21 protein-coding genes are annotated in these 18,464 nt (G+C 41.4%); 18 read left to right on the top strand and 3 right to left on the bottom strand.

The window, feature by feature from the left end; translation table 11 throughout:
• The first annotated feature begins 112 nt into the window (after positions 1-112).
• The 17 genes from HCJ54_RS01345 to HCJ54_RS01265 all read left to right on the top strand — a co-directional run bounded on the left by HCJ54_RS01345 (position 113) and on the right by HCJ54_RS01265 (position 14,339).
• On the top strand, positions 113-613 hold the full coding sequence (locus HCJ54_RS01345; RefSeq protein WP_187136350.1) for a hypothetical protein: 501 nt from the start codon (positions 113-115) through the stop codon (positions 611-613).
• Positions 614-632: 19 nt separating this feature from the next.
• Positions 633-1,745 (top strand): hypothetical protein, encoded by a 1,113-nt coding sequence (locus HCJ54_RS01340; RefSeq protein WP_187136349.1) that lies wholly within the window; start codon positions 633-635, stop codon positions 1,743-1,745.
• Positions 1,746-1,945: 200 nt separating this feature from the next.
• Positions 1,946-2,479, top strand: coding sequence for a hypothetical protein (locus HCJ54_RS01335; RefSeq protein ID WP_187136348.1), 534 nt, complete (start codon positions 1,946-1,948; stop codon positions 2,477-2,479).
• Positions 2,480-2,498: 19 nt separating this feature from the next.
• Positions 2,499-3,611: a hypothetical protein gene (locus tag HCJ54_RS01330; protein WP_187136347.1), complete on the top strand. Its 1,113-nt coding sequence runs from the start codon at positions 2,499-2,501 to the stop codon at positions 3,609-3,611.
• Between the two features lie 109 nt (positions 3,612-3,720).
• The gene (locus tag HCJ54_RS01325) at positions 3,721-4,143 is read left to right on the top strand and encodes a hypothetical protein (protein ID WP_187136346.1); all 423 of its coding nucleotides are present in this window, start codon (positions 3,721-3,723) and stop codon (positions 4,141-4,143) included.
• 99 nt (positions 4,144-4,242) lie between these two features.
• Positions 4,243-4,989 (top strand): hypothetical protein, encoded by a 747-nt coding sequence (locus HCJ54_RS01320; RefSeq protein ID WP_187136345.1) that lies wholly within the window; start codon positions 4,243-4,245, stop codon positions 4,987-4,989.
• 32 nt (positions 4,990-5,021) lie between these two features.
• Positions 5,022-5,483 (top strand): hypothetical protein, encoded by a 462-nt coding sequence (locus HCJ54_RS01315; protein ID WP_187136344.1) that lies wholly within the window; start codon positions 5,022-5,024, stop codon positions 5,481-5,483.
• The gene (locus tag HCJ54_RS01310) at positions 5,484-5,903 is read left to right on the top strand and encodes a hypothetical protein (protein ID WP_187136343.1); all 420 of its coding nucleotides are present in this window, start codon (positions 5,484-5,486) and stop codon (positions 5,901-5,903) included.
• Positions 5,900-6,775 (top strand): hypothetical protein, encoded by an 876-nt coding sequence (locus HCJ54_RS01305; RefSeq protein ID WP_187136342.1) that lies wholly within the window; start codon positions 5,900-5,902, stop codon positions 6,773-6,775. Before HCJ54_RS01310 ends, HCJ54_RS01305 begins: the two co-directional genes overlap by 4 nt.
• A 197-nt stretch (positions 6,776-6,972) precedes the next feature.
• Positions 6,973-9,000, top strand: coding sequence for a BglG family transcription antiterminator (locus HCJ54_RS01300; protein WP_187136341.1), 2,028 nt, complete (start codon positions 6,973-6,975; stop codon positions 8,998-9,000).
• Positions 8,997-9,278 carry a PTS sugar transporter subunit IIB gene (locus tag HCJ54_RS01295; RefSeq protein ID WP_036066132.1) on the top strand — a complete coding sequence of 94 codons (282 nt, stop codon included), beginning with the start codon at positions 8,997-8,999 and terminating at the stop codon, positions 9,276-9,278. The genes HCJ54_RS01300 and HCJ54_RS01295 overlap by 4 nt, the downstream gene beginning before the upstream one ends.
• 21 nt (positions 9,279-9,299) lie before the next feature.
• Entirely contained in the window at positions 9,300-10,667 is a 1,368-nt protein-coding gene (locus tag HCJ54_RS01290; protein WP_187136340.1) for a PTS ascorbate transporter subunit IIC, read from the top strand.
• Positions 10,664-11,509 (top strand): transketolase, encoded by an 846-nt coding sequence (locus HCJ54_RS01285; RefSeq protein ID WP_187136339.1) that lies wholly within the window; start codon positions 10,664-10,666, stop codon positions 11,507-11,509. Before HCJ54_RS01290 ends, HCJ54_RS01285 begins: the two co-directional genes overlap by 4 nt.
• Positions 11,506-12,447, top strand: a complete 942-nt coding sequence (locus HCJ54_RS01280; RefSeq protein ID WP_187136338.1) for a transketolase family protein — start codon at positions 11,506-11,508, stop codon at positions 12,445-12,447. Before HCJ54_RS01285 ends, HCJ54_RS01280 begins: the two co-directional genes overlap by 4 nt.
• A gap of 76 nt (positions 12,448-12,523) precedes the next feature.
• Positions 12,524-12,916, top strand: coding sequence for a hypothetical protein (locus tag HCJ54_RS01275; RefSeq protein ID WP_187136337.1), 393 nt, complete (start codon positions 12,524-12,526; stop codon positions 12,914-12,916).
• Between the two features lie 74 nt (positions 12,917-12,990).
• Complete coding sequence (locus HCJ54_RS01270) at positions 12,991-13,479, top strand: hypothetical protein (protein WP_187136336.1); 489 nt, start codon at positions 12,991-12,993, stop codon at positions 13,477-13,479.
• A gap of 56 nt (positions 13,480-13,535) precedes the next feature.
• Complete coding sequence (locus HCJ54_RS01265; RefSeq protein WP_187136335.1) at positions 13,536-14,339, top strand: hypothetical protein; 804 nt, start codon at positions 13,536-13,538, stop codon at positions 14,337-14,339.
• Between the two features lie 20 nt (positions 14,340-14,359).
• Here the strand turns inward: HCJ54_RS01265 and HCJ54_RS01260 are convergent, their stop codons facing one another.
• A complete protein-coding gene (locus HCJ54_RS01260) occupies positions 14,360-14,569 on the bottom strand; it encodes an LPXTG cell wall anchor domain-containing protein (protein WP_187136334.1) in 210 nt (69 codons plus the stop codon).
• A gap of 504 nt (positions 14,570-15,073) precedes the next feature.
• Here HCJ54_RS01260 and glmS point away from each other — a divergent pair.
• Positions 15,074-16,882 (top strand): glutamine--fructose-6-phosphate transaminase (isomerizing), encoded by a 1,809-nt coding sequence (glmS, locus tag HCJ54_RS01255; RefSeq protein ID WP_187136333.1) that lies wholly within the window; start codon positions 15,074-15,076, stop codon positions 16,880-16,882.
• A gap of 50 nt (positions 16,883-16,932) precedes the next feature.
• On the opposite strand, the gene dltD is transcribed toward glmS, so the two are convergent.
• A complete protein-coding gene (dltD, locus tag HCJ54_RS01250; protein ID WP_187136332.1) occupies positions 16,933-18,204 on the bottom strand; it encodes a D-alanyl-lipoteichoic acid biosynthesis protein DltD in 1,272 nt (423 codons plus the stop codon).
• Positions 18,201-18,437 carry a D-alanine--poly(phosphoribitol) ligase subunit DltC gene (gene dltC / locus HCJ54_RS01245; RefSeq protein WP_036066124.1) on the bottom strand — a complete coding sequence of 79 codons (237 nt, stop codon included), beginning with the start codon at positions 18,435-18,437 and terminating at the stop codon, positions 18,201-18,203. The genes dltD and dltC overlap by 4 nt, the downstream gene beginning before the upstream one ends.
• Positions 18,438-18,464: the final 27 nt, after the last annotated feature.

The raw sequence follows: 18,464 nt of genomic DNA, 5'->3' as shown, positions 1-18,464 counted from the left end.
TGAATAATGTTGTAAATTAGCGTTTAGTATTGTACGGAGAGTGGTGAGAATTTTGAAATGAAAATGATCACCACTCTTTACATAGGATTCAAAAAAAAAGAATAAGTTTAACGTGAGACGTGTGGCGGCATCGATTGATAAGTCGAGTCTTGGCCGAGGATGGCATGATTATTTTTCTACGGGAGATTATAGTGAGCTGCATGGCGTACAGCGAAACAGATTAGATAATTTGTCATCGCAACTTGGTGGCGAATTCTCAGTAGAAGACTTGGCGATTATTAATAAATATTATGATTTCCAGTTGCCACAGGGGGTTGGGGATAATGCGTTTACTGGGATTGGGATTCAAAGATGGAATTCTGGGGCAATGGTAGATCCCAGCGATCAAAGGATCTTGAATAAATTCACAAAAAATGTGGCAGACTTTAATAATAGCAAAGTAACCTTAGAGGATGTATTGAATCATAATCAAGTAAAAGGAATAGAGACAATAGCAACAGATTCTACGGGTAAAATCCTAAAAGGTGGTATACCAGAGGAAACGTGGGATAAAATATATGATAAAATTGGCATCCAAGGTGGGGCTGTAGATTTTGGTGCAGTGAGTCAATAAATTAGGGAGTGAGATCAAATTGTCAATACTGAAAAAAATATTTAGTGGTATCAGCACAAAAAATGCAATGACTCTATATGGAACGGTGGATGATTGGAAAAAAGCCAGCCCAAGCAAACGAGAGGAATTTAAAAAGAATATTGAATCAGGGTTAGAAAATGGTCAAGTTACGTCTGACATGTTGGGTAGATTTTTAGTAGTTACAGATGATGCTGAGCGTGGCGAAGAGATACTTTATCAAGCTATCAAAAATGGCGTAGAGGGTGCTGAAGGAGAGTATGTAGATACAATTTCATACTACTACATGAAAAATGGAAAGTACAATAGTCTAGCTAAGCAAGATAAATGGTTTAGTAAATGGATTAGTGCTGCCGAGAGAAGCATAGATTCAGGCGAAGAAAATGCAGAGGTTCGATTGGCGGACATATATAAAACGTGTTACAAAATAACAGATCCAGAATTTAACAATATTGTAGATTGCACTATCGAATTGTACTATACAGCGGCTAGGAAACATCAGAGAAATGGAGCCTTAAATTGTGGCTTATTCATACAGGATAGAATTGGTACAGATGAGTTTAAAGCGATTAACCCAGAAAAGTATCAAAATTGGGAAGAAGCAGGTCCATTTTTAATGCAGTCTTTGAAAGATGAGAAACATACGAAATATAAGGGATATGCACATGAATCTGTTTGTTGGTTTTATATGGAATATATTAGGGGATATTTAGATGGAAGTATAGACTATTATTTTGAAGAAAAAGAGCTAACTAACCTAGTAAATATAATCATGACAAACAGAGCGAAAATATTAGACAATATAAAGGATTGTGGAGAAATGGCAGATTCGATTGAATCGTCACTCAATAGTCGTATGATTCATTTTGAATTTTTACTGTTAGCCGATAAATTAAGAGGAGTAGATGAGTTTCAAGACATTAGTGATAGCTATGTCCGACAAATAAATAAAAAGAAATTTCCTGGAATCACTAATAAGTTTATGAAAGAAGAAGCTGTGGATAAGATGTCTGAAATATTTTTAGGGGACAAACAACAGTATTTTTATAATGGGAAAGATTACACTAAGGATTTTTATAATTTTATTGAACAAAGAAATAGTATTAAGAGGTAATTAGATCACAGTGCAAGAATAGAACTAACGAATAATCGAAAAGCTATAATAATCATTATAAAGTAACTCTCAATGTAGTACGGAGAATGGTAAGAATTTTGAAATGAAATTGCTTATCATTCTTTACATAGGATTCAAAAATTAGGTAACTGTGAATAAATGTAGACAGTAAGGCAACTATTGGAGCGATATTAATCGGGATGGCAGCGTCGAAGGTTATTAGTAAGTTTAATGTGAGACGTGTGGCAGCAACCATTGATGAATCAAGCCTTGGCCGAGGATGGCATGATTATTTTTCCACAGGAGATTTTAGTGACTTACACGGCGTGCAGCGAAGGAGGTTAGAGAATTTGTCAACACAACTTGGCGGCGGATTCTCAGCAGAAGACTTAGCGGTTATTAATAAGTATTACGATTTTCAGTTACCTCATGACGTTGGGAATGAATCGTTTACAGGGATTGGGATTCAAAAATGGAATCCTGGAATGGACATAGACATTGACGACCAGGCTGTTATACGTAATTTTCAAGAGAAGATAACAAACTTTAATAATGCTAAGATTTCTATAACTAATGTAATGACTGACTCGCAAGCAACACGTTTAAAAGGGCTCGCAGAGGATATAACTTCAAAATTAATAAAAGATGGTGTCCCAGAACAATTATGGGATGATATATATGATAAATTAAAGATTCCTAACAATTTACGGGGGATTGAAATATTTGGGAAATAGAAATAAGAGAGGTGCTTAAATGACTTTTTTAAAGAAATTATTTGGTGGAATTAGTAATAATAATGCTCAAAAAATGTATGGGACAGTTGACGACTGGATGCATGCAAGTCCTAATGAAATTAAAAGGTATCGGGAAAATATCACGACTGGAGTACAGAGCAAAGTGGTTCCACCTGGTATGTTAGGAAGCTTTTTAATGGTTTTAGGGGAGGGGGAAGCTGGCGAAAAGATATTAAGTGATGCAATTGCAGATAATATTGAAAACGCAGATAAAGATTATTCTGAGGGTTTATCATATTATTACGTGCATCATGAGAATTATAATGCTGCGCTTAAGCAGAATAAGTGGTTTAAAAAATGGATTGATTCAAGTGAGAAATGTGTGCAACAAGGTCAAAAGAATGCTGAGTCACGACTTGCGAATATTTATGACACTTGCTATTCAATCAAAGATAAAGAGTTCGAAAATATAGTGGGTAGAATAATCGAATTATATGAAGTTGCGACTGCAAAGCATCAATCACTAGCAGCTTTGAATTATGGAAGCTTTATAAAAAATGAACTAAGTAGTACTGATTTCAAAAAAAGAAGTCCACAAAACTATAGACCATTGGAAGATTCAGAACTATATTTGATACAGGCAGTGCAAGATGAAAAAGGGACTGATTTTGAAGATTCTGCATGTAATATACTTATTAGTTTTTATTCTGAATTAGTAAGTAAAAATTTATTTGAATCCTTAGATGTATATTTTAAAGGAGGAGAATTAAAAACTTTAAGAAACCAAAGTACACAAATATATAATAAAGGAATAAAACACTTTAGGAGAAAAAGTTCAGATGCTTTAACAGATGGATTTCAAGAGTCCCTAGATAATTACATGGCACATTTGGAACTTGTAATCCTAGCAGATAAATTACGCGAAAATAAGTCTTTTAAAGACGTTGCTGATAATTTTGTGTGGCAGGTTAGTAAAAAACACTTTCCAAACGCTGTCATTACAATTCCTAAAGACGAATGTCTCAACACCATGATCAGCTACTTCACAGAAAATAAACAAGCGTTAACTAAAGATGGAGATTTTAGCCAAGCTTTCTATGATTTTGTAGATAGAAGGTTAGCAAGGGTCTGAATTTAGGATGAGTACTGGCGAGGTATTCGATATTTGGATACTCCGCCAGTTTAAAATACGAATGGGTCTAAGCTATTTGAAGGCTACATATCAGGAAACGGGGTAAATTATGAAGAAAAATATTATATTTGTTAGCATCGCAGGTTTATGTGTTATTACAGGAATTATTATTTTAGGGATTAATGATATACCACCGCAACCTTTAATTTTCTATCTAATCGCATTGAGTGCCGTCGCTTGGTTCGTTAAATTTCTGCACAGCGATAAAAATGCTAAACCTAAAAATGGTTTGATATACGGCGTACTGGTTCTCTATGTATGCGTTGGAGCAGTAATATTTGGAACGACTTATCAGAGTGGTCTGGAAGCTAATGCAGAAAAAGAACGGCAACAACAAGCGAGAGAACGAGCGATGGAACTTCAAGAAGAACTTCAAATCCAACAAGAACTAGAGGCAGAGAAAAAAGAAAAGGAAATGCAGGAGTTGAAAGATAAAATAATGGATTCCTATACGCCAGATGCAAATAAATAAGTAGAGAAAAGTCCGTCCATCCCTAACGAGTCTGAATGGACGGGCTATTATTGTGTACAGCTTTTTGATTCTAACATATATAGTTAGGGAGGGTACATCATGTGGAAACTAGATGAGAGTTATTTTTACCAATTGAAGAATGTTGCGATTAATCGGCTTTCACTGGGAAGTGTCATCGTCTATTTAGTGGGTCTGTGTTTATATTTTTTCGTTATATTAGGAGTCTCAGCATTTGTTCTATGGGGAAATCAAGGAAGAGTACCCTTAGGCGAAATACTTAATACGGTCTATTTCATCTGGCTAATAGTATTTCTAATTCTTGTTGTGTACCGTAGTATATGCCTAATCTCAGAGAAATTTCTATTCAAAAGTCAGAAATTTGGCGGTGTTGTGATGGTAGTCTATACACTGATGATGTCGATAGAACCATTTTTTCTGCTCTATCTTTTTGCCATGGATGGAAACGGAAATCAGGATGATGGGATTGGTCTTTGGATTATAGTAGTACTAATTGCAGGTTGCATTCAGTTTATGATGCATTTTGCGTTTGTCCGACAAGGAATAAAGAACGGATCGATGAAAAAGGCGGGCCAAGGATTATTCAGTAGTAGTTCAAATTTGAAATGGATAGTTGCTATAAACGGGATTTGCTTTATCGGCCTAATAATTTGGCTACTTTTCATGAATGGCTCCATTATAGAAGGTTGTGTTATATATTTATTCTTATTTTTTGCATTTATTGTAGCAGTGCAAGAACTTATAGTATTAGCTATATGTAGGTATAGATTTCAAGCGTTTGCTGTAACCTATGAAGAAGCTACTAAGTACAGAATGAAGAGGAAATAGGTAGCTTACAATGATACTATGGAGGAATTATTTTGAAGGTTAATGATTTAGAAGCTAAATTAAAGAAAATCACAAAAATCGCATTTGGATTCGCGATATCGATACCAATTTCTATAGTTTTATTTGTAGATATGGGCTTTATTTTGGCATTGGTTATAGGAATCGATGAGAAGAATATTTTATTATTTATCAAATGTTTTATGTGGCTTGAGCTCGTGATGTATTTAATCAATGGGGTATTTTGTTTGAGAAGCTTGTTATGGATTAGGAAATTCAAGAAAACAGTGGGTACCATTTCTACACCGCAGTTAAGGTTGATGAAAGTTATTCAGGTAGCTTTAGCACTATTCATTATCCCGTTCACAGTACCATTTGCAATGATTTTACTAGGGACTGCTAACAGATTGGCGCATGGGAAGTTTTCCATTAATCGATTAAGTGGTGTGTTACATGAAAAATATATAATGTCCAGAAACGAAGGGGAGTTAGGCTAGATGGGGAAATTTTTGAAATGGTATATATGGCTACCATTAGCGATAATTATTAATGTGATTAGTGTATATAATTTTGTGTTAGGTTTGTTAGGCATTTTCTTGTTTATTTTAGTGTGTGTACCGAAAATAATCTATGCTACAACGCAAAAAGTAAATATGAACTCTTTGCAATACCCAACTTCTAAATGGATGGACGTTTTAATGGCTGGCTTTGCAGTTTTTATATTGGTTGTGGGTTTTATTGCAGATAATTTATTGGGACCGAACATAGGCTTTTTCATGCGCAATAATAGTTCGTTTACATACGCGGAATCGCTTGCTCCTTATTTGGGTGTGGTGGGCAACGTGGTGATGATTTTTGCCACGGTTTTATGCGTTTTAGAAACTAGGAAAGATCATAAAAGGATGAGAGCGATATGAAGATTAGAGTACTGTTTTTGGTATGTGTGGTTACACTATTTTTAGCAGGATGTGTGACGAAAGAGCAACAAGCTTTTCTAGAGGATTCAATGACGAAAAAAGAGGCTGTTAGATTGGTAAGAGAATCGCTTAAGGAGCAAGGAATTGAGAAAGCTGATATTTCAGATGAATTAAGATATGCTAATTCTGGAAAAAGTAAGTTGACATCTATTATTGAAGTTAATTATACACTAAACTATAGCTTTGAATTTATAGGAAGAGCTCGAATCGATGTGAAGAATAATGAGGGTGGGAAAAAAGCGAAACTTGGAAAAGTCACTAGAAATGGCCTGGATAAAACAAATAGTAACGTCGGTATTCAGTCGGAGCTTATGTTTGCATTGCAAGCTATGAGTTTTGGAGATGACTTGTACCAAAATCTTAAGAGTAGGAGCTTTCTTAAAGAACATTCTGAATTGGAGTTGGGGTGGCTAATCTCGAGTAGAGAAGAATCGAATACAAACCTTGATAAAGCAATCGAATATTATATAGAGGGTATAACCGATAAGGCAGAAGCTAAAGAAGTAATAAATCAGATTGCTACTCCTGTTTTTAGTACTGATGAAACAGGATATGCGAGTGCACATATCCAAAAATTCAATCTAACTTTTCGACAGACAGCTCCATGGACGGAAGATGCTAAGGAGCAATTTCTAAAAGAGTTGAGTGCTATTCCTGGTTTAGAACCGGGACATTACGAAATTCTATTAGAAGCTAAAGACGCTGATACATCTGAAAAAACAGGGTTTTATATAAAACCAAACGGAGGCGTAGAACCTAATTATTATGATCCAAGTGACGAAAAGGAATTATGGATAAACTGGTATAAATAATTTAAATAGCAAAGCCGAGTTCCCGGACCACAAATCCGCGAACTCGGCTTTTTCCCATTCCTCTAAAACCTCTGCTATAATCACAATACCCACCAAAAACCCAATCTCACCTCCAAACGCACCACACACTTTGTACTCAAATCACCTAGCTATCTTTATGTAACCGCTTTAAAATAAAAAGTAAGGAGGAGGCAATCATGTTTGATCAACGTGCATTTCGGCTTTTTGAGCAGATTATTCGGTATGAGAAAATGACGAGCGGGGCGCTTGTTCGAAAAATGGGACTGTCGGAGCGGCAGTTTCAATATGATTTTGAAAAGATGAATCAGGCTTTGCGGCATGTTGGAAAATCGGAAATTGGCATACGAAATCAGCGTTTTATTATGGAACCTGGGCTGAAAACGGCTTATTTGGAGGGTTCGGAGTTATTTATACGGCAGGAGGAGCTTTTTCTCGGGGAGCAGGATCGGGTCTATTTACTTTATTTGTATACATTTATACGGCAGGAGGAAATATCGAATTTTCATTATCAGCGGGTGTTGCATGTGAGTCGGAATACGGCGCTGAGTGATGTGAAGAAGGTGCGTGGGTTTTGTGCGGAGGCGGATGTGCAATTGGTGTATTCGCGGCTTTCTGGGTACCATTTGGTGGGGGCAGAGCGGGATAAGCGGGTGCTGGCGGGGCGGTGTGTGAATGCGTTGTTGGTGTTGCCGCTCGGTGAGGTTGCGCTGAAATTTGTTCTGGAAAGCTGGGGACTGCGCGCGCGGTTAGATGCGACGGAGCGGGTTCTGCTTGATTGGCAAAAGGTGAACCGGGTGGAGCTCGTGCAGGATCGGCAGCGGGAATGGCTTTATTTGGCGGCGTTTCTGAGGTGTCGCGGGAAACATGCGGGGCTTGCGTTTTCGGATATGGAGCGGGAGTTGACCATGCAGCAGGCGGTGTATCGGATGACGGAATCGCTTGTGGTGGCGCTGTTTGGGACACAAAACGAGATGGAGCGGCTTTACGTGACGGTGCAGGTGATTGGGGCGCAGCGGACGGCGGAGATTGGTGAGCATGCGGTGTTGCTGGATTTGGCGGATCGGATTATTGCGGCTTTTGAGAAGCTGACGTTGTTGACGCTGGATAATAAGCGCGAGTTGCGGCGGAGTCTTTACGACCACCTGGTGCCGGCGTACTTCCGAATCGTGTTTTCGCTGCCACTGATTGCGCCAATGACGGAGCAAATTAAGACGGCGCACCCAGAGTTGTTCGCGTTTGTGAGACAGGCGTTGTCGCCACTTGCAAAACTGACTGGGAAAACCGTAAGCGCGGCGGAGATTGGTTATTTTACGATTCATTTTGGTGGGTATTTTGAGCAGAAGCGTGAGGCGCGGCGGGATTTCGAGGCGTTGTTGGTTTGTCCGAATGGGATTAGTACGTCGCTGATGATGAAATCGCAGTTGCGCCAGTTGTTTCCAGAGTTGCGGTTCGTTATGGCGGACGGGGCGAATATTCCGGAATCGGGATACGATATGATTTTTTCGACGGTGTATGTGCCGACGCGAAAACCGGTGTACTTAGTGCAGCCGCTATTGACGTCGCTTGAAAAGAACTACTTGATTCAGGCGGTTGCGGCGGATTTTCCAACGATTGATCATCGCCATATTTCGGTGGATGCGTTACTCGAAATCATTGAACGGCACGCGGTGATTGAGGATGAGCAGAAATTATATGATGCCATATTTAATAAGATTTACGGAAAAGTGTCGATAGAGAGGGGATATGCGCCAATGCTATCAGAATTATTAACGAAAGATATGATTCAGTTTACGGATGAGGAATTGGGTTGGAAAGAGGCGATTCGACTTGCGGCAACACCGCTTGTGACGGGAAATCGTGTGAAAACGGATTATGTGGATGCGATGATTGAAACGGTCGAGGAAATGGGGACGTACATTCATATTGGAAAAGGGATTGCGATTCCGCATGCGAGGCCGGAAAAAGGTGTGAATCAAATTGGGATGTCGTTTTTGCGAACGCGGACGCCGGTACATTTAGTGGATGCGTCGGGACCCGCGATTGATATTTTTATTTGTTTGGCGGCTGTGGACAACGAGGCGCATTTGAAGGCGTTGTCGCAGTTGACGAAATTTTTGACGAATGATGTGGCTTTGGAGAAATTGAAGCAAGCCGAAACAGTGGAAGAAATTACGGATTTAATAGAAGGAGAGGAACAGGAATGAGAATTTTAGCGGTTTGTGGGTCTGGTTTGGGTACGAGTTTTATGGTGGAGATGAATATTAATCAGGTGTTGAAGGAGCTGGGCGTGACGGATGTGGAGGTGTCGCATTCGGATCTCAGTTCGGCGACTCCGGACAGTGCGGACGTGTTTTTCCTTGCGAAGGACATTGCGGAGGGCGGTGAATCGCTCGGTGAGGTGATTGTGTTGGACAGTATTATCGACATGGATGAGCTGCGCGAGAAGGTAACGGCGGTCGTTCGGGACAAGGGCTTGATTTAAAAATGGGGAGGGGTAAGAGATATGAATGACTTTCTAAAAGTATTAGTGGATATTTTGAGTCAACCGGCGATTTTGGTGGCGCTGATCGCGCTCATCGGTTTGATTGCGCAACGGAAAAAATTATCGGACACGCTAAAAGGGACGACAAAAACGTTTGTTGGTTTCCTCGTGATTTCGGCGGGGGCTGGGATTTTATCGGCATCGCTCGCGCCATTTGGGGAGATGTTTAAGGCGGCTTTTCATGTGACGGGAGTCGTACCGAACAATGAGGCGATTGTTGCGATTGCTTTGACGGAATACGGGACGAATACGGCGTTAATCATGTTTTTCGGGATGATGGTCAATATTTTGATTGCGCGGTTCACGAAGTTTAAATATATCTTTTTAACGGGGCATCACACGCTTTATATGGCGTGTATGTTGGCGGTAATCATGACGGTGGCGGGCTTCACGTCGGTTCCGCTGATCATGGCAGGAGCTGTGGCGCTCGGAATCATCATGTCGCTATCTCCGGCGATTGTGCAACCGTTTATGCGAATTTTGACGGGGAATGACAACGTGGCGTTGGGCCATTTTAGCGCGGTTGGTTATGCGGTGAGTGGTCTTGTCGGCAAAGCGGTCGCTGGCAAAAATCCGAAATCGACGGAGAAAATTAATTTTCCGAAAGGATTAGGCTTTTTACGGGACAGCACGGTGAGTATTGCGCTAACGATGATGGTAATTTATGTGGTTGTCGCGCTGTTTGCTGGGCCTAGTTATGTGGAGGCGAATTTGAGTGATGGCACGAATTATCTTGTGTTTGCGATGATTCAAGCGGGGACTTTTGCGGCTGGGGTGTTTATTATTTTATCTGGCGTGCGGCTTGTGTTGGCGGAGATTGTGCCGGCGTTTAAAGGGATTTCGGAGCGCTTAGTGCCGAATGCAAAACCTGCGCTGGATGTGCCGATTATTTATCCGTATGCGCCGAATGCTGTGTTGATTGGGTTCTTTTCGAGTTTTATCGGTGGGATTGTGAGTATGGTGATCATGACGTTTACGGGTGGCGTGATTATTTTGCCTGGTGTGGTGCCGCATTTCTTCACGGGTGCTGCGGCTGGTGTGTTTGGGAATGCGACGGGCGGTGTTCGTGGCGCGGTTCTAGGGGCTTTTGTGAACGGGATTTTGATTAGTTTCTTGCCTGTTTTCTTGATGCCGGTGCTCGGAAATCTTGGGTTTGCGAATTCGACGTTCTCGGATACTGATTTTGGTGTGAGTGGGATTTTCTTCGGTGTGCTCGCGAATCATGGCGGGACGATTGCGATTGTGGTGAGTCTGGTCGCGATTCTGGCCGTGATGTTCTTGCTTAGTATGAAACGGAAAAAGAGGAATGCGGTAGAGGAGGAAGCATGATGTTGACTGAAAATTTGGATGTGGCCGCGAAGCAAATACGGCTGTATACGTTGAAGGAGCTACGAGCGCTTGGATTTGGTCACTTTGGCGGGAGTTTATCGATTGTGGAGGCGTTGGCGGTGATTTACGGGAAGCATTTGGTGGTGGATCCGGAGAAGCCGGAGGACGCGAATCGTGATTATTTCGTTCTGTCGAAGGGACATGGTGGGCCGGCTTTGTACGCGACGCTGTTCTTGAAGGGATTTTTTGCGGAGGAGGAGTTGTATACGTTGAATCAGAACGGCACGCGTTTGCCGTCGCATCCGGATCGGAACTTGACGCCGGGCGTGGAAATGACAACGGGTTCGCTTGGTCAGGGGATTTCGGTTGCTGGCGGGATTGCGTTTGGGAATATGTTGGCTGGACGTGAGAATTATACGTATGCGATTGTTGGTGACGGCGAGCTGAATGAGGGGCAGTGCTGGGAGGCGTTTCAATTTATTGGGCATCACAGGCTGGACCGCATGATTGTATTGATTGATGATAATAAGAAGCAGTTGGACGGCTTGACGGCGGATATTATTGATCCGCTCGATTTGGAGTGGAAGATGCAGGCGTTTGGATTTCATACGTCGAAGGTGGATGGTAGTTCGACGCAGGCCATAGATGCAGCGATCCAGACGGCAAAAAGAACCTCTGGAAAGCCGCACGCGATTGTGCTAGATACGGTGAAGGGGCAGGGTGTGACGCATATTGAGGAGAAGGCGGATAATCATCATTTGCGCCCAGATGACGCGGATTGGCAAGCGATTGACGGTGCCATTTTGGCATTAGAAAACGATTTGGAAGGGGTGGCACAATGACGCTCATACTTGAAAAAGACCAAATAGAGATGCGCCAAGTTTACGCAGACACAATACGAAAACTAGCAGCCGCAGATCCGAATGTAATTGCGCTGGAGGCTGATTTGAGTAGTTCGATGTCGACTGGAGGGCTAAAAGAGGAGTTACCAGGCCAGTACGTGAACGTCGGGATTATGGAGGCAAACATGATGGGCATCGCCGCGGGACTTAGCGTGCTTGGACGAAAGCCATTTATTCATTCGTTTGGCCAATTTGTGACGCGTCGTGCCTTTGATCAGGTTTTTGTATCGCTAGGTTATGCGCAACTTTCAGCGGTTATCGTGGGCTCGGATGCAGGCGTTTCCGCAGAACATAATGGCGGCACGCACATGACGTTTGAAGATATCGCCTTAATGCGCGAAATCCCAAATGCGTATGTTTATGAGGCTAGCGACGCGATTCAATTCGGATGGCTTCTCGAACAAGCCTACGAAAAAGGCGGCTTACACTATATCCGGACAATTCGTAAAAACGCGACACAACTGTATAAGCCAAATACCACCTTTGAAAAAGCACAAATTTTGCATCAAGGTACGGACATTACGATTTGCGCCACGGGAATTATGGTTGCGGAAAGCTTAAAGGCGGCGGCAAGCCTTAAAGAAATCGGCATCTCGGCCGAAGTTATTGACTTGTTTTCAATCAAACCATTAGATGGTGCAACACTTCTCGAATCTGTCAAAAAAACAGGACGCGTCATTACCGCAGAAAATCACAACGTAAACGGTGGGCTTGGAAGTGCTGTCGCGGAATTTCTCGGAGAGCACCATCCCGTTCCGCTGTATCGCATCGGTGTCCGCGAACAATTCGGTCAGGTTGGTTTGATGCCATATCTCCAGGAGTTTTACGGACTTACCGCTGAACATATAGTTTTACAAGCGAAAAAAATGATTTCATAAAAAGAAGGTTGGGCAATGAATTCACGCCCAGCCTTTTCATTTTGTGTTAGAATAGATGGAAGAGGTGAATCCACATATGGCAATGAAAGATCAAATAGAAACAGAAGTCAATCAATATTTAGCGGACAATGGCATGTCGACGAGTTTTCAGCGTCTCATGTATGCTGGCCCGTCGATGCGTACTAGGCACAGTCTCGTCCTCGTTTTCACAGAAGTCGGCCTGATTACCTTTTCTTTTTCCATCGTCAGCAAATCCGAAACACAAATGTACTTTTTACCAAAAGACAAAATCCGGGCCATTCGCCTTGATAAAAAACGTTTCGTACATAAACTAGCGATGGAAGCAGAAAATGAAGAAGGGCAAGTGGAACGCGCCCAATATTTCGTCAGTAAGCGGGTTTTTGGAAGACCTTGGCATGCGGAGACACTTTCCTATCTTTTCGAAAAAAAGATTTTTTCACCACTATAACCATATTTTAATCGTGGAAATATCTTTTTTCTGATACAATGGTGAAAAGGGTATTTTTTATGGAGGTAACTACTATGGAACTAACTTGGTCACTTTATGATTTGCAGAAAAGAGAAATGGTAAGCACTTTTCCGTCAATGGAAGATATTTCAATGAGCGAACGAATTATGGAACAAATAAAGGAAGGTAAAGATGCGCGCTGGGAGATGGAACTTTTCCCATTTGGTCTAGAAATCACGGAGGAGAATATTCATTTCAATATTGTTCTCGCCAATTTCTTAGAAGTGCAAGTGCAACAAATTGTATTTTCCTTTAATATTACTGTTGGTGGTAGATCGATTGGTACAGCTTATTTTGATGCCGGCCAGAATGATATCGGCATGATTGAGCCAGAAGTGGGTATTATCCAACGCTTCACTTTCGAAAATCCAGGATTCAGAGTCGGTGCGACAGATGATTACGTTTTCAATGCGACATACCGCTATGTCTACAAAGAAGAAGAGTTCTGGCGTTTATCCGAGCTTGAATATATTGTGGACGGCAAAAAAATGAACCTGCTATAGGCACAGAAAATACAGCTTCCCAGAAGGTTTTCAAAAAAACAACGAGGAGTTGTAGGATGAAGAAACAAGTAAGTGGATTTATCATGTTATTTTTAGGGGCAACGTTGCTACCTAATGTTAGTAGTTTTTTATACAGCTGGGCATTAAATGGCTCCGATTTCAAGTCAACGTGGATTTTGTGGGTAACATTGGCTTTAACCGTATTACTATTCGTTTTTGGTATATTGGCACTGCTAGATAAGTCCTCTTTAGCGGCTAATTTAGTCATTTTACTTGGGTTTAGTGTTTTTCAAGGTTGGATGTTATGGCAAAATCAAATGAAACCATGGATCGATGCAGGCGAGTTAGACATGCTAGATTATTCCCGTATTATCACGCTTTTAGTTGCACTCATCGGCCTCGTTTCGCCTTTCATAAACACAATGGAGAAGCCGTCAACACCAAGCATAGATTGGCAAAAAAAATGGCGTTGGGCAGGCGTATTTTTCGCAATACTTGGTTTAGGACTGTCGGTTACAATCGCGGTCATCGTCTTATCCGGCGAAGAATTCTTTTTCACAACACCGTTTGATGCGTATCTTGGAATCGGTATTGCATTTTTCTTCCTACTTGCTATTCTATTCGGATTTAAAAAACCAAATGCCTTCATCACGGCGCCGCTACTAGGCCTATCTTTCAATTTCTTGACAGAATATCTATGGCTCGAACAAATACTCCAAAAAATTGGCTCACAGATCGGTTCGCAAATTGGTCAAGATGAAAATACGATTGTCGCGCTTAAATTAATTATCGGTACACTCGGCATATTTGCGAGTCTGTTCTTAGTCATAGCGACAGAAAAAAAGAAATTCGACACCTAATTAGGATCGAATTTCTTTTTTTACCATTTTTTTCGTAATAACAGTACAATCGCGGCAATAATCAGGATACCACCTATTACAATGGTCCAAATCGAGAAGTTGTCGCCGGTTCCTGGTAATTCATTCATTTCGACAGCATGGACTGTTTGTAATGAACCGAATTTCCAAAAAATGGCCCACGCAACAAAAAGTGTTGTAAACCCAGCAAGTATTTTCTGAAAAAATTTCATGTGCTAACCTCCAAGTTTCATGATCTGAAATTCTATATCGTATCATCGCTAAAACCTGATTATGACAGGAAATGACGCTTCCTCTCCATTATCAAATAAAAACTACTTTTTGTCAACGGCTATACCAATTTTATAATTGGTACATTATATAAGGCTTGACGAACTATACAACTTTGAGGTATGATAATTTTGTTTCCTAGAAAAAATAATGAGGAGGATCGCTCAAAATTAAATAGAAGCGCCAGAACTAGGTAATGGTCCTAGTTGACGAGGAAGGGATTAATCGAAAATTCGGCGGGAGTCCCTCGGTTGTACATGCAATCGTGATGCCTTTGCTACAAACCATTAGGGTGACCTAGTGAACAGAGTGGAAAGGAACATGTTTTTACCCCCATGGAAACGCGAAAAGGAAAACAGACAACGGAATAGTCTGCCCTTTTTTCAAAAAATAGAGGGCTTGCATACAGGATACGTCTGCTCTCATACCAAATGGAGGATATTATTATGTGTGGAATTGTAGGATTTATTGGAAAGAAAAATGCGAAAGAAGTTTTATTAGAAGGACTAGAAAAGTTAGAATATCGTGGTTACGACTCAGCTGGAATTGCTTTGAAATCATCTGATGGCGTACTCGTAGCGAAGGAAAAAGGTCGGATTGCTGATTTGCGAGCAGAAGTACCAGCCGGTGCATCTGGTGAAATGGGGATCGGTCATACGCGTTGGGCAACACACGGAAAGCCGAGTCACGCCAATGCACATCCCCACCAAAGCAAATCAGGGCGATACACGATGGTGCATAACGGCGTCATTGAAAACTACTCCTTACTAACAGATCAATATTTAGCTGATGCTAGTTTTGCGAGTGATACGGACACAGAAGTGATCGTCCTACTCATCGAAATGTTTGCAAACCAAGGCATGACAACGAAAGAAGCATTCACGAAGACACTTAGCTTACTTCATGGTTCTTACGCTATTTGCCTGATCGATAAAGAAGATAATGAAACGCTCTATGCAGCGAAAAATAAAAGCCCACTCCTCATCGGAAAAGGCAAAGATTTCAACGTTATTGCAAGTGATGCGATGGCTGTAATTCGTGAAACGGATCAGTTTGTCGAAATTATGGATGGAGAAATCGTGCTTGTAAAACGCGATGGTGTAACGATCGAAACGCTAGATGGCGAAGAAATCGAACGCGAGGCTTACACAGCAGAATTAGATGCATCCGATATTGAAAAAGGAACGTATCCGCATTACATGCTAAAAGAAACAGATGAACAACCAGCTGTGATTCGTAAAATTATCCAAGCCTACCAAAATGAAGATGGCGAGGTCACGGTCAATCCAACCATCGTGAATGAAGTACTGGCATCCGATCGTATTCACATTGTCGCATGCGGGACAAGTTATCACGCAGGGCTGGTCGGTAAAAATCTGATTGAAAAATTAGCTGCAATACCAGTAGAAGTTCACGTTTCCAGCGAATTTGGCTACAATATGCCACTTCTAACGGAGAAGCCACTTTTCATCTTTATTACGCAGAGTGGTGAAACAGCAGATAGTCGTCAAGTTTTGGTGAAAGTAAAAGAGCTTGGATACCGTTCTCTAACGATCACAAACGTGCCAGGCTCCACGCTTGAGCGCGAGGCAGACCACACTATGCACCTCCATGCCGGGCCAGAAATTGCAGTAGCATCAACCAAAGCCTATACAGCACAAATTGCTGCTTTATCTATTCTAGCAACCGTTGTAGGTCGTAAGAAAGGTCTTAGCATCGCCAAAGATTTCAATTTAACGGTGGAACTAGGCATCGTTGCCAACGCGATGGAAACGTTGGTTGACAGCAAAGAAATCATCGAGCATATCGCAGGTGAGTATTTAGCAACGACACGCAACGCCTTTTTCCTTGGTCGCCATATCGATTATTTCGTTGCGATGGAAGCGGCGCTGAAGCTAAAAGAAATTTCTTATATCCAAGCAGAAGGTTTTGCGAGTGGTGAATTGAAGCATGGAACGATTGCCTTGATTGAAGAAGGTACGCCAGTTCTTGCGCTAATCACGCAAGAAAGCATTAACTGGAATATTCGCGGTAACGTGAAAGAAGTACTTGCACGTGGCGCTAAGGCTTGTATCCTCTCGATGGAGGGCGTGAACCAACCAGGTGATCAATTCGTTATACCAAAAGTACACGAGCTTCTAACACCGCTTGCGAGCGTTGTACCGTGTCAACTTCTAGCGTACTACGCAGCGCTTCATCGCGGTTGTGATGTCGATAAGCCACGTAACCTCGCGAAAAGTGTCACAGTAGAATAAACAAATAAGGATGTAGAAACGTATTAAATACGTGCGCTACATCCTTATTTTTATTTATTATCTTCCTTTTTGGGAGGGAGAAGCTGGTTAAAATAAAACTGTTTTGGCGTTTTCTCATAACTAGGTTTGGTCTTATTGTTCATAAATTGATCGATTTGTTTGTCGATCACGACCCAACCACGCCAAGACAAATGAATCGTGTCCTCTAAGAAGTAAGGTGTATCGCTATAGCGCGACATGTCTACATATTGAAATCCCTGATCCTTCACTTGCTTTCCAGACTTATCATAATACTTCTGTAATTTCTCTCTCGAAGCGCCGATATAGTCATACCAAGGACCGTTCACAGGTGGATTAATAAATAATACATCTGCACCAACTTCTTTAAACGCGTCCATAACAAGTTGCAAATCACTGTATTCTGGTGACTTATCGTAGCTTAAGTTCGTTCGACTATCTTTCAACTGATTAATCGTCGGTGCTAGTTTCTTCTGATAATAAGAATCCTTAATAAAAAATGGATTAGCTCCGACTTTAGACTCGCCGGTTTTTGTAGCTAGCTCGTCTAATTTCGCGTAATCTAACTTGTCAGGAAGCAATCTCAAGTTATTCGCGACTTTTTCTTCGCGTGATCCTTTAATAAACTTCGATTCCAAATCATCTTTCCGCTGCAAAATTTTCATTTTGGCAGCAGCGGCCATTTTCGTAAATGTATTGACCTCGGTTTTAGGACCAGGGGATGCAATATTTTCAAGTAAGGTAGATAAAGTCGTATCGTTTTTCACGACTTTATAACTTAGTAATCGGCGTGCGGCATATCTTCTCTCAGGTGTTGGAGCATCGTCAGAAAGCGCAAATTTGTACGCTTGCAGTGGCGAGAAATTCCCACCAAAATGTCCATCATCAACACCAGCAGGTTGAAACCATTGTGGTGATAGGATAAACACGACTTTTTTGCCTTTTAGCTCGTTTCCCATCGCTTTAATATCTAAATAATGCGAGAGTGATTGTGTACCAGGACGACCGATTAGAAATGGCGTATAGCCACGATTATATTTCTCGGAGAACACATTCGGATGGAATTGATCGACCCGAGAAAGCTCAGAAGAACCGAAAATAGGTAAATAAGTTTTATCTGCCGCAAGCATTTTTTGTTGAATGGCAACACCTTGTACGACAGTAGTACTCATAGAAGTCGCGCTTTTTTTGATCGTGCCTTGTGTGACGCCACCAAAGATGGAACTTGGGCCGAACAGGATGAATAAGAACACAGCCCCTGCAATAAGCAAAGGCCCAAATGTCATCCAAAGCTTCTTTTTCATTTTAGTTCCTCAAGTTTCGCGATGATTTGATCCGGAGTTGCCCACTCATCACGATCAAATTCGGAAACAGGAACTGTAATACCTAAGCGCGATTCTACTTCTATTAAAAATTGCACGGTTGCCATTGAATCAAGTAAACCTTCATCAAACATGTTCACAGAAGTGTTCTCCACAACTTCCTCAGACTCTGTAATCTCTTCTAAAATTTCTAATACATCTTCACGAAATGCCATAATAATTTACCACCTTACCCTAATATA

Origin of the sequence: Listeria grandensis, from assembly GCF_014322885.1 — a bacterium.
Lineage (GTDB): Bacteria > Bacillota > Bacilli > Lactobacillales > Listeriaceae > Listeria_A > Listeria_A grandensis.
The sequence above is the reverse complement of the archived record's forward strand: the minus strand, read 5'-3'. Positions and strand labels throughout refer to the sequence as shown.

Coding starts and splice junctions, on each gene's coding strand:
- HCJ54_RS01335 (WP_187136348.1), top strand. CDS start 1,946: ATGGCAGCGTCGAAGGTTATTAGTAAGTTTAATGTGAGACGTGTGGCA.
- HCJ54_RS01330 (WP_187136347.1), top strand. CDS start 2,499: ATGACTTTTTTAAAGAAATTATTTGGTGGAATTAGTAATAATAATGCT.
- HCJ54_RS01325 (WP_187136346.1), top strand. CDS start 3,721: ATGAAGAAAAATATTATATTTGTTAGCATCGCAGGTTTATGTGTTATT.
- HCJ54_RS01320 (WP_187136345.1), top strand. CDS start 4,243: ATGTGGAAACTAGATGAGAGTTATTTTTACCAATTGAAGAATGTTGCG.
- HCJ54_RS01310 (WP_187136343.1), top strand. CDS start 5,484: ATGGGGAAATTTTTGAAATGGTATATATGGCTACCATTAGCGATAATT.
- HCJ54_RS01305 (WP_187136342.1), top strand. CDS start 5,900: ATGAAGATTAGAGTACTGTTTTTGGTATGTGTGGTTACACTATTTTTA.
- HCJ54_RS01300 (WP_187136341.1), top strand. CDS start 6,973: ATGTTTGATCAACGTGCATTTCGGCTTTTTGAGCAGATTATTCGGTAT.
- HCJ54_RS01295 (WP_036066132.1), top strand. CDS start 8,997: ATGAGAATTTTAGCGGTTTGTGGGTCTGGTTTGGGTACGAGTTTTATG.
- HCJ54_RS01290 (WP_187136340.1), top strand. CDS start 9,300: ATGAATGACTTTCTAAAAGTATTAGTGGATATTTTGAGTCAACCGGCG.
- HCJ54_RS01285 (WP_187136339.1), top strand. CDS start 10,664: ATGATGTTGACTGAAAATTTGGATGTGGCCGCGAAGCAAATACGGCTG.
- HCJ54_RS01280 (WP_187136338.1), top strand. CDS start 11,506: ATGACGCTCATACTTGAAAAAGACCAAATAGAGATGCGCCAAGTTTAC.
- HCJ54_RS01275 (WP_187136337.1), top strand. CDS start 12,524: ATGGCAATGAAAGATCAAATAGAAACAGAAGTCAATCAATATTTAGCG.
- HCJ54_RS01270 (WP_187136336.1), top strand. CDS start 12,991: ATGGAACTAACTTGGTCACTTTATGATTTGCAGAAAAGAGAAATGGTA.
- HCJ54_RS01265 (WP_187136335.1), top strand. CDS start 13,536: ATGAAGAAACAAGTAAGTGGATTTATCATGTTATTTTTAGGGGCAACG.
- HCJ54_RS01260 (WP_187136334.1), bottom strand. CDS start 14,569: ATGAAATTTTTTCAGAAAATACTTGCTGGGTTTACAACACTTTTTGTT.
- glmS (WP_187136333.1), top strand. CDS start 15,074: ATGTGTGGAATTGTAGGATTTATTGGAAAGAAAAATGCGAAAGAAGTT.
- dltD (WP_187136332.1), bottom strand. CDS start 18,204: ATGAAAAAGAAGCTTTGGATGACATTTGGGCCTTTGCTTATTGCAGGG.
- dltC (WP_036066124.1), bottom strand. CDS start 18,437: ATGGCATTTCGTGAAGATGTATTAGAAATTTTAGAAGAGATTACAGAG.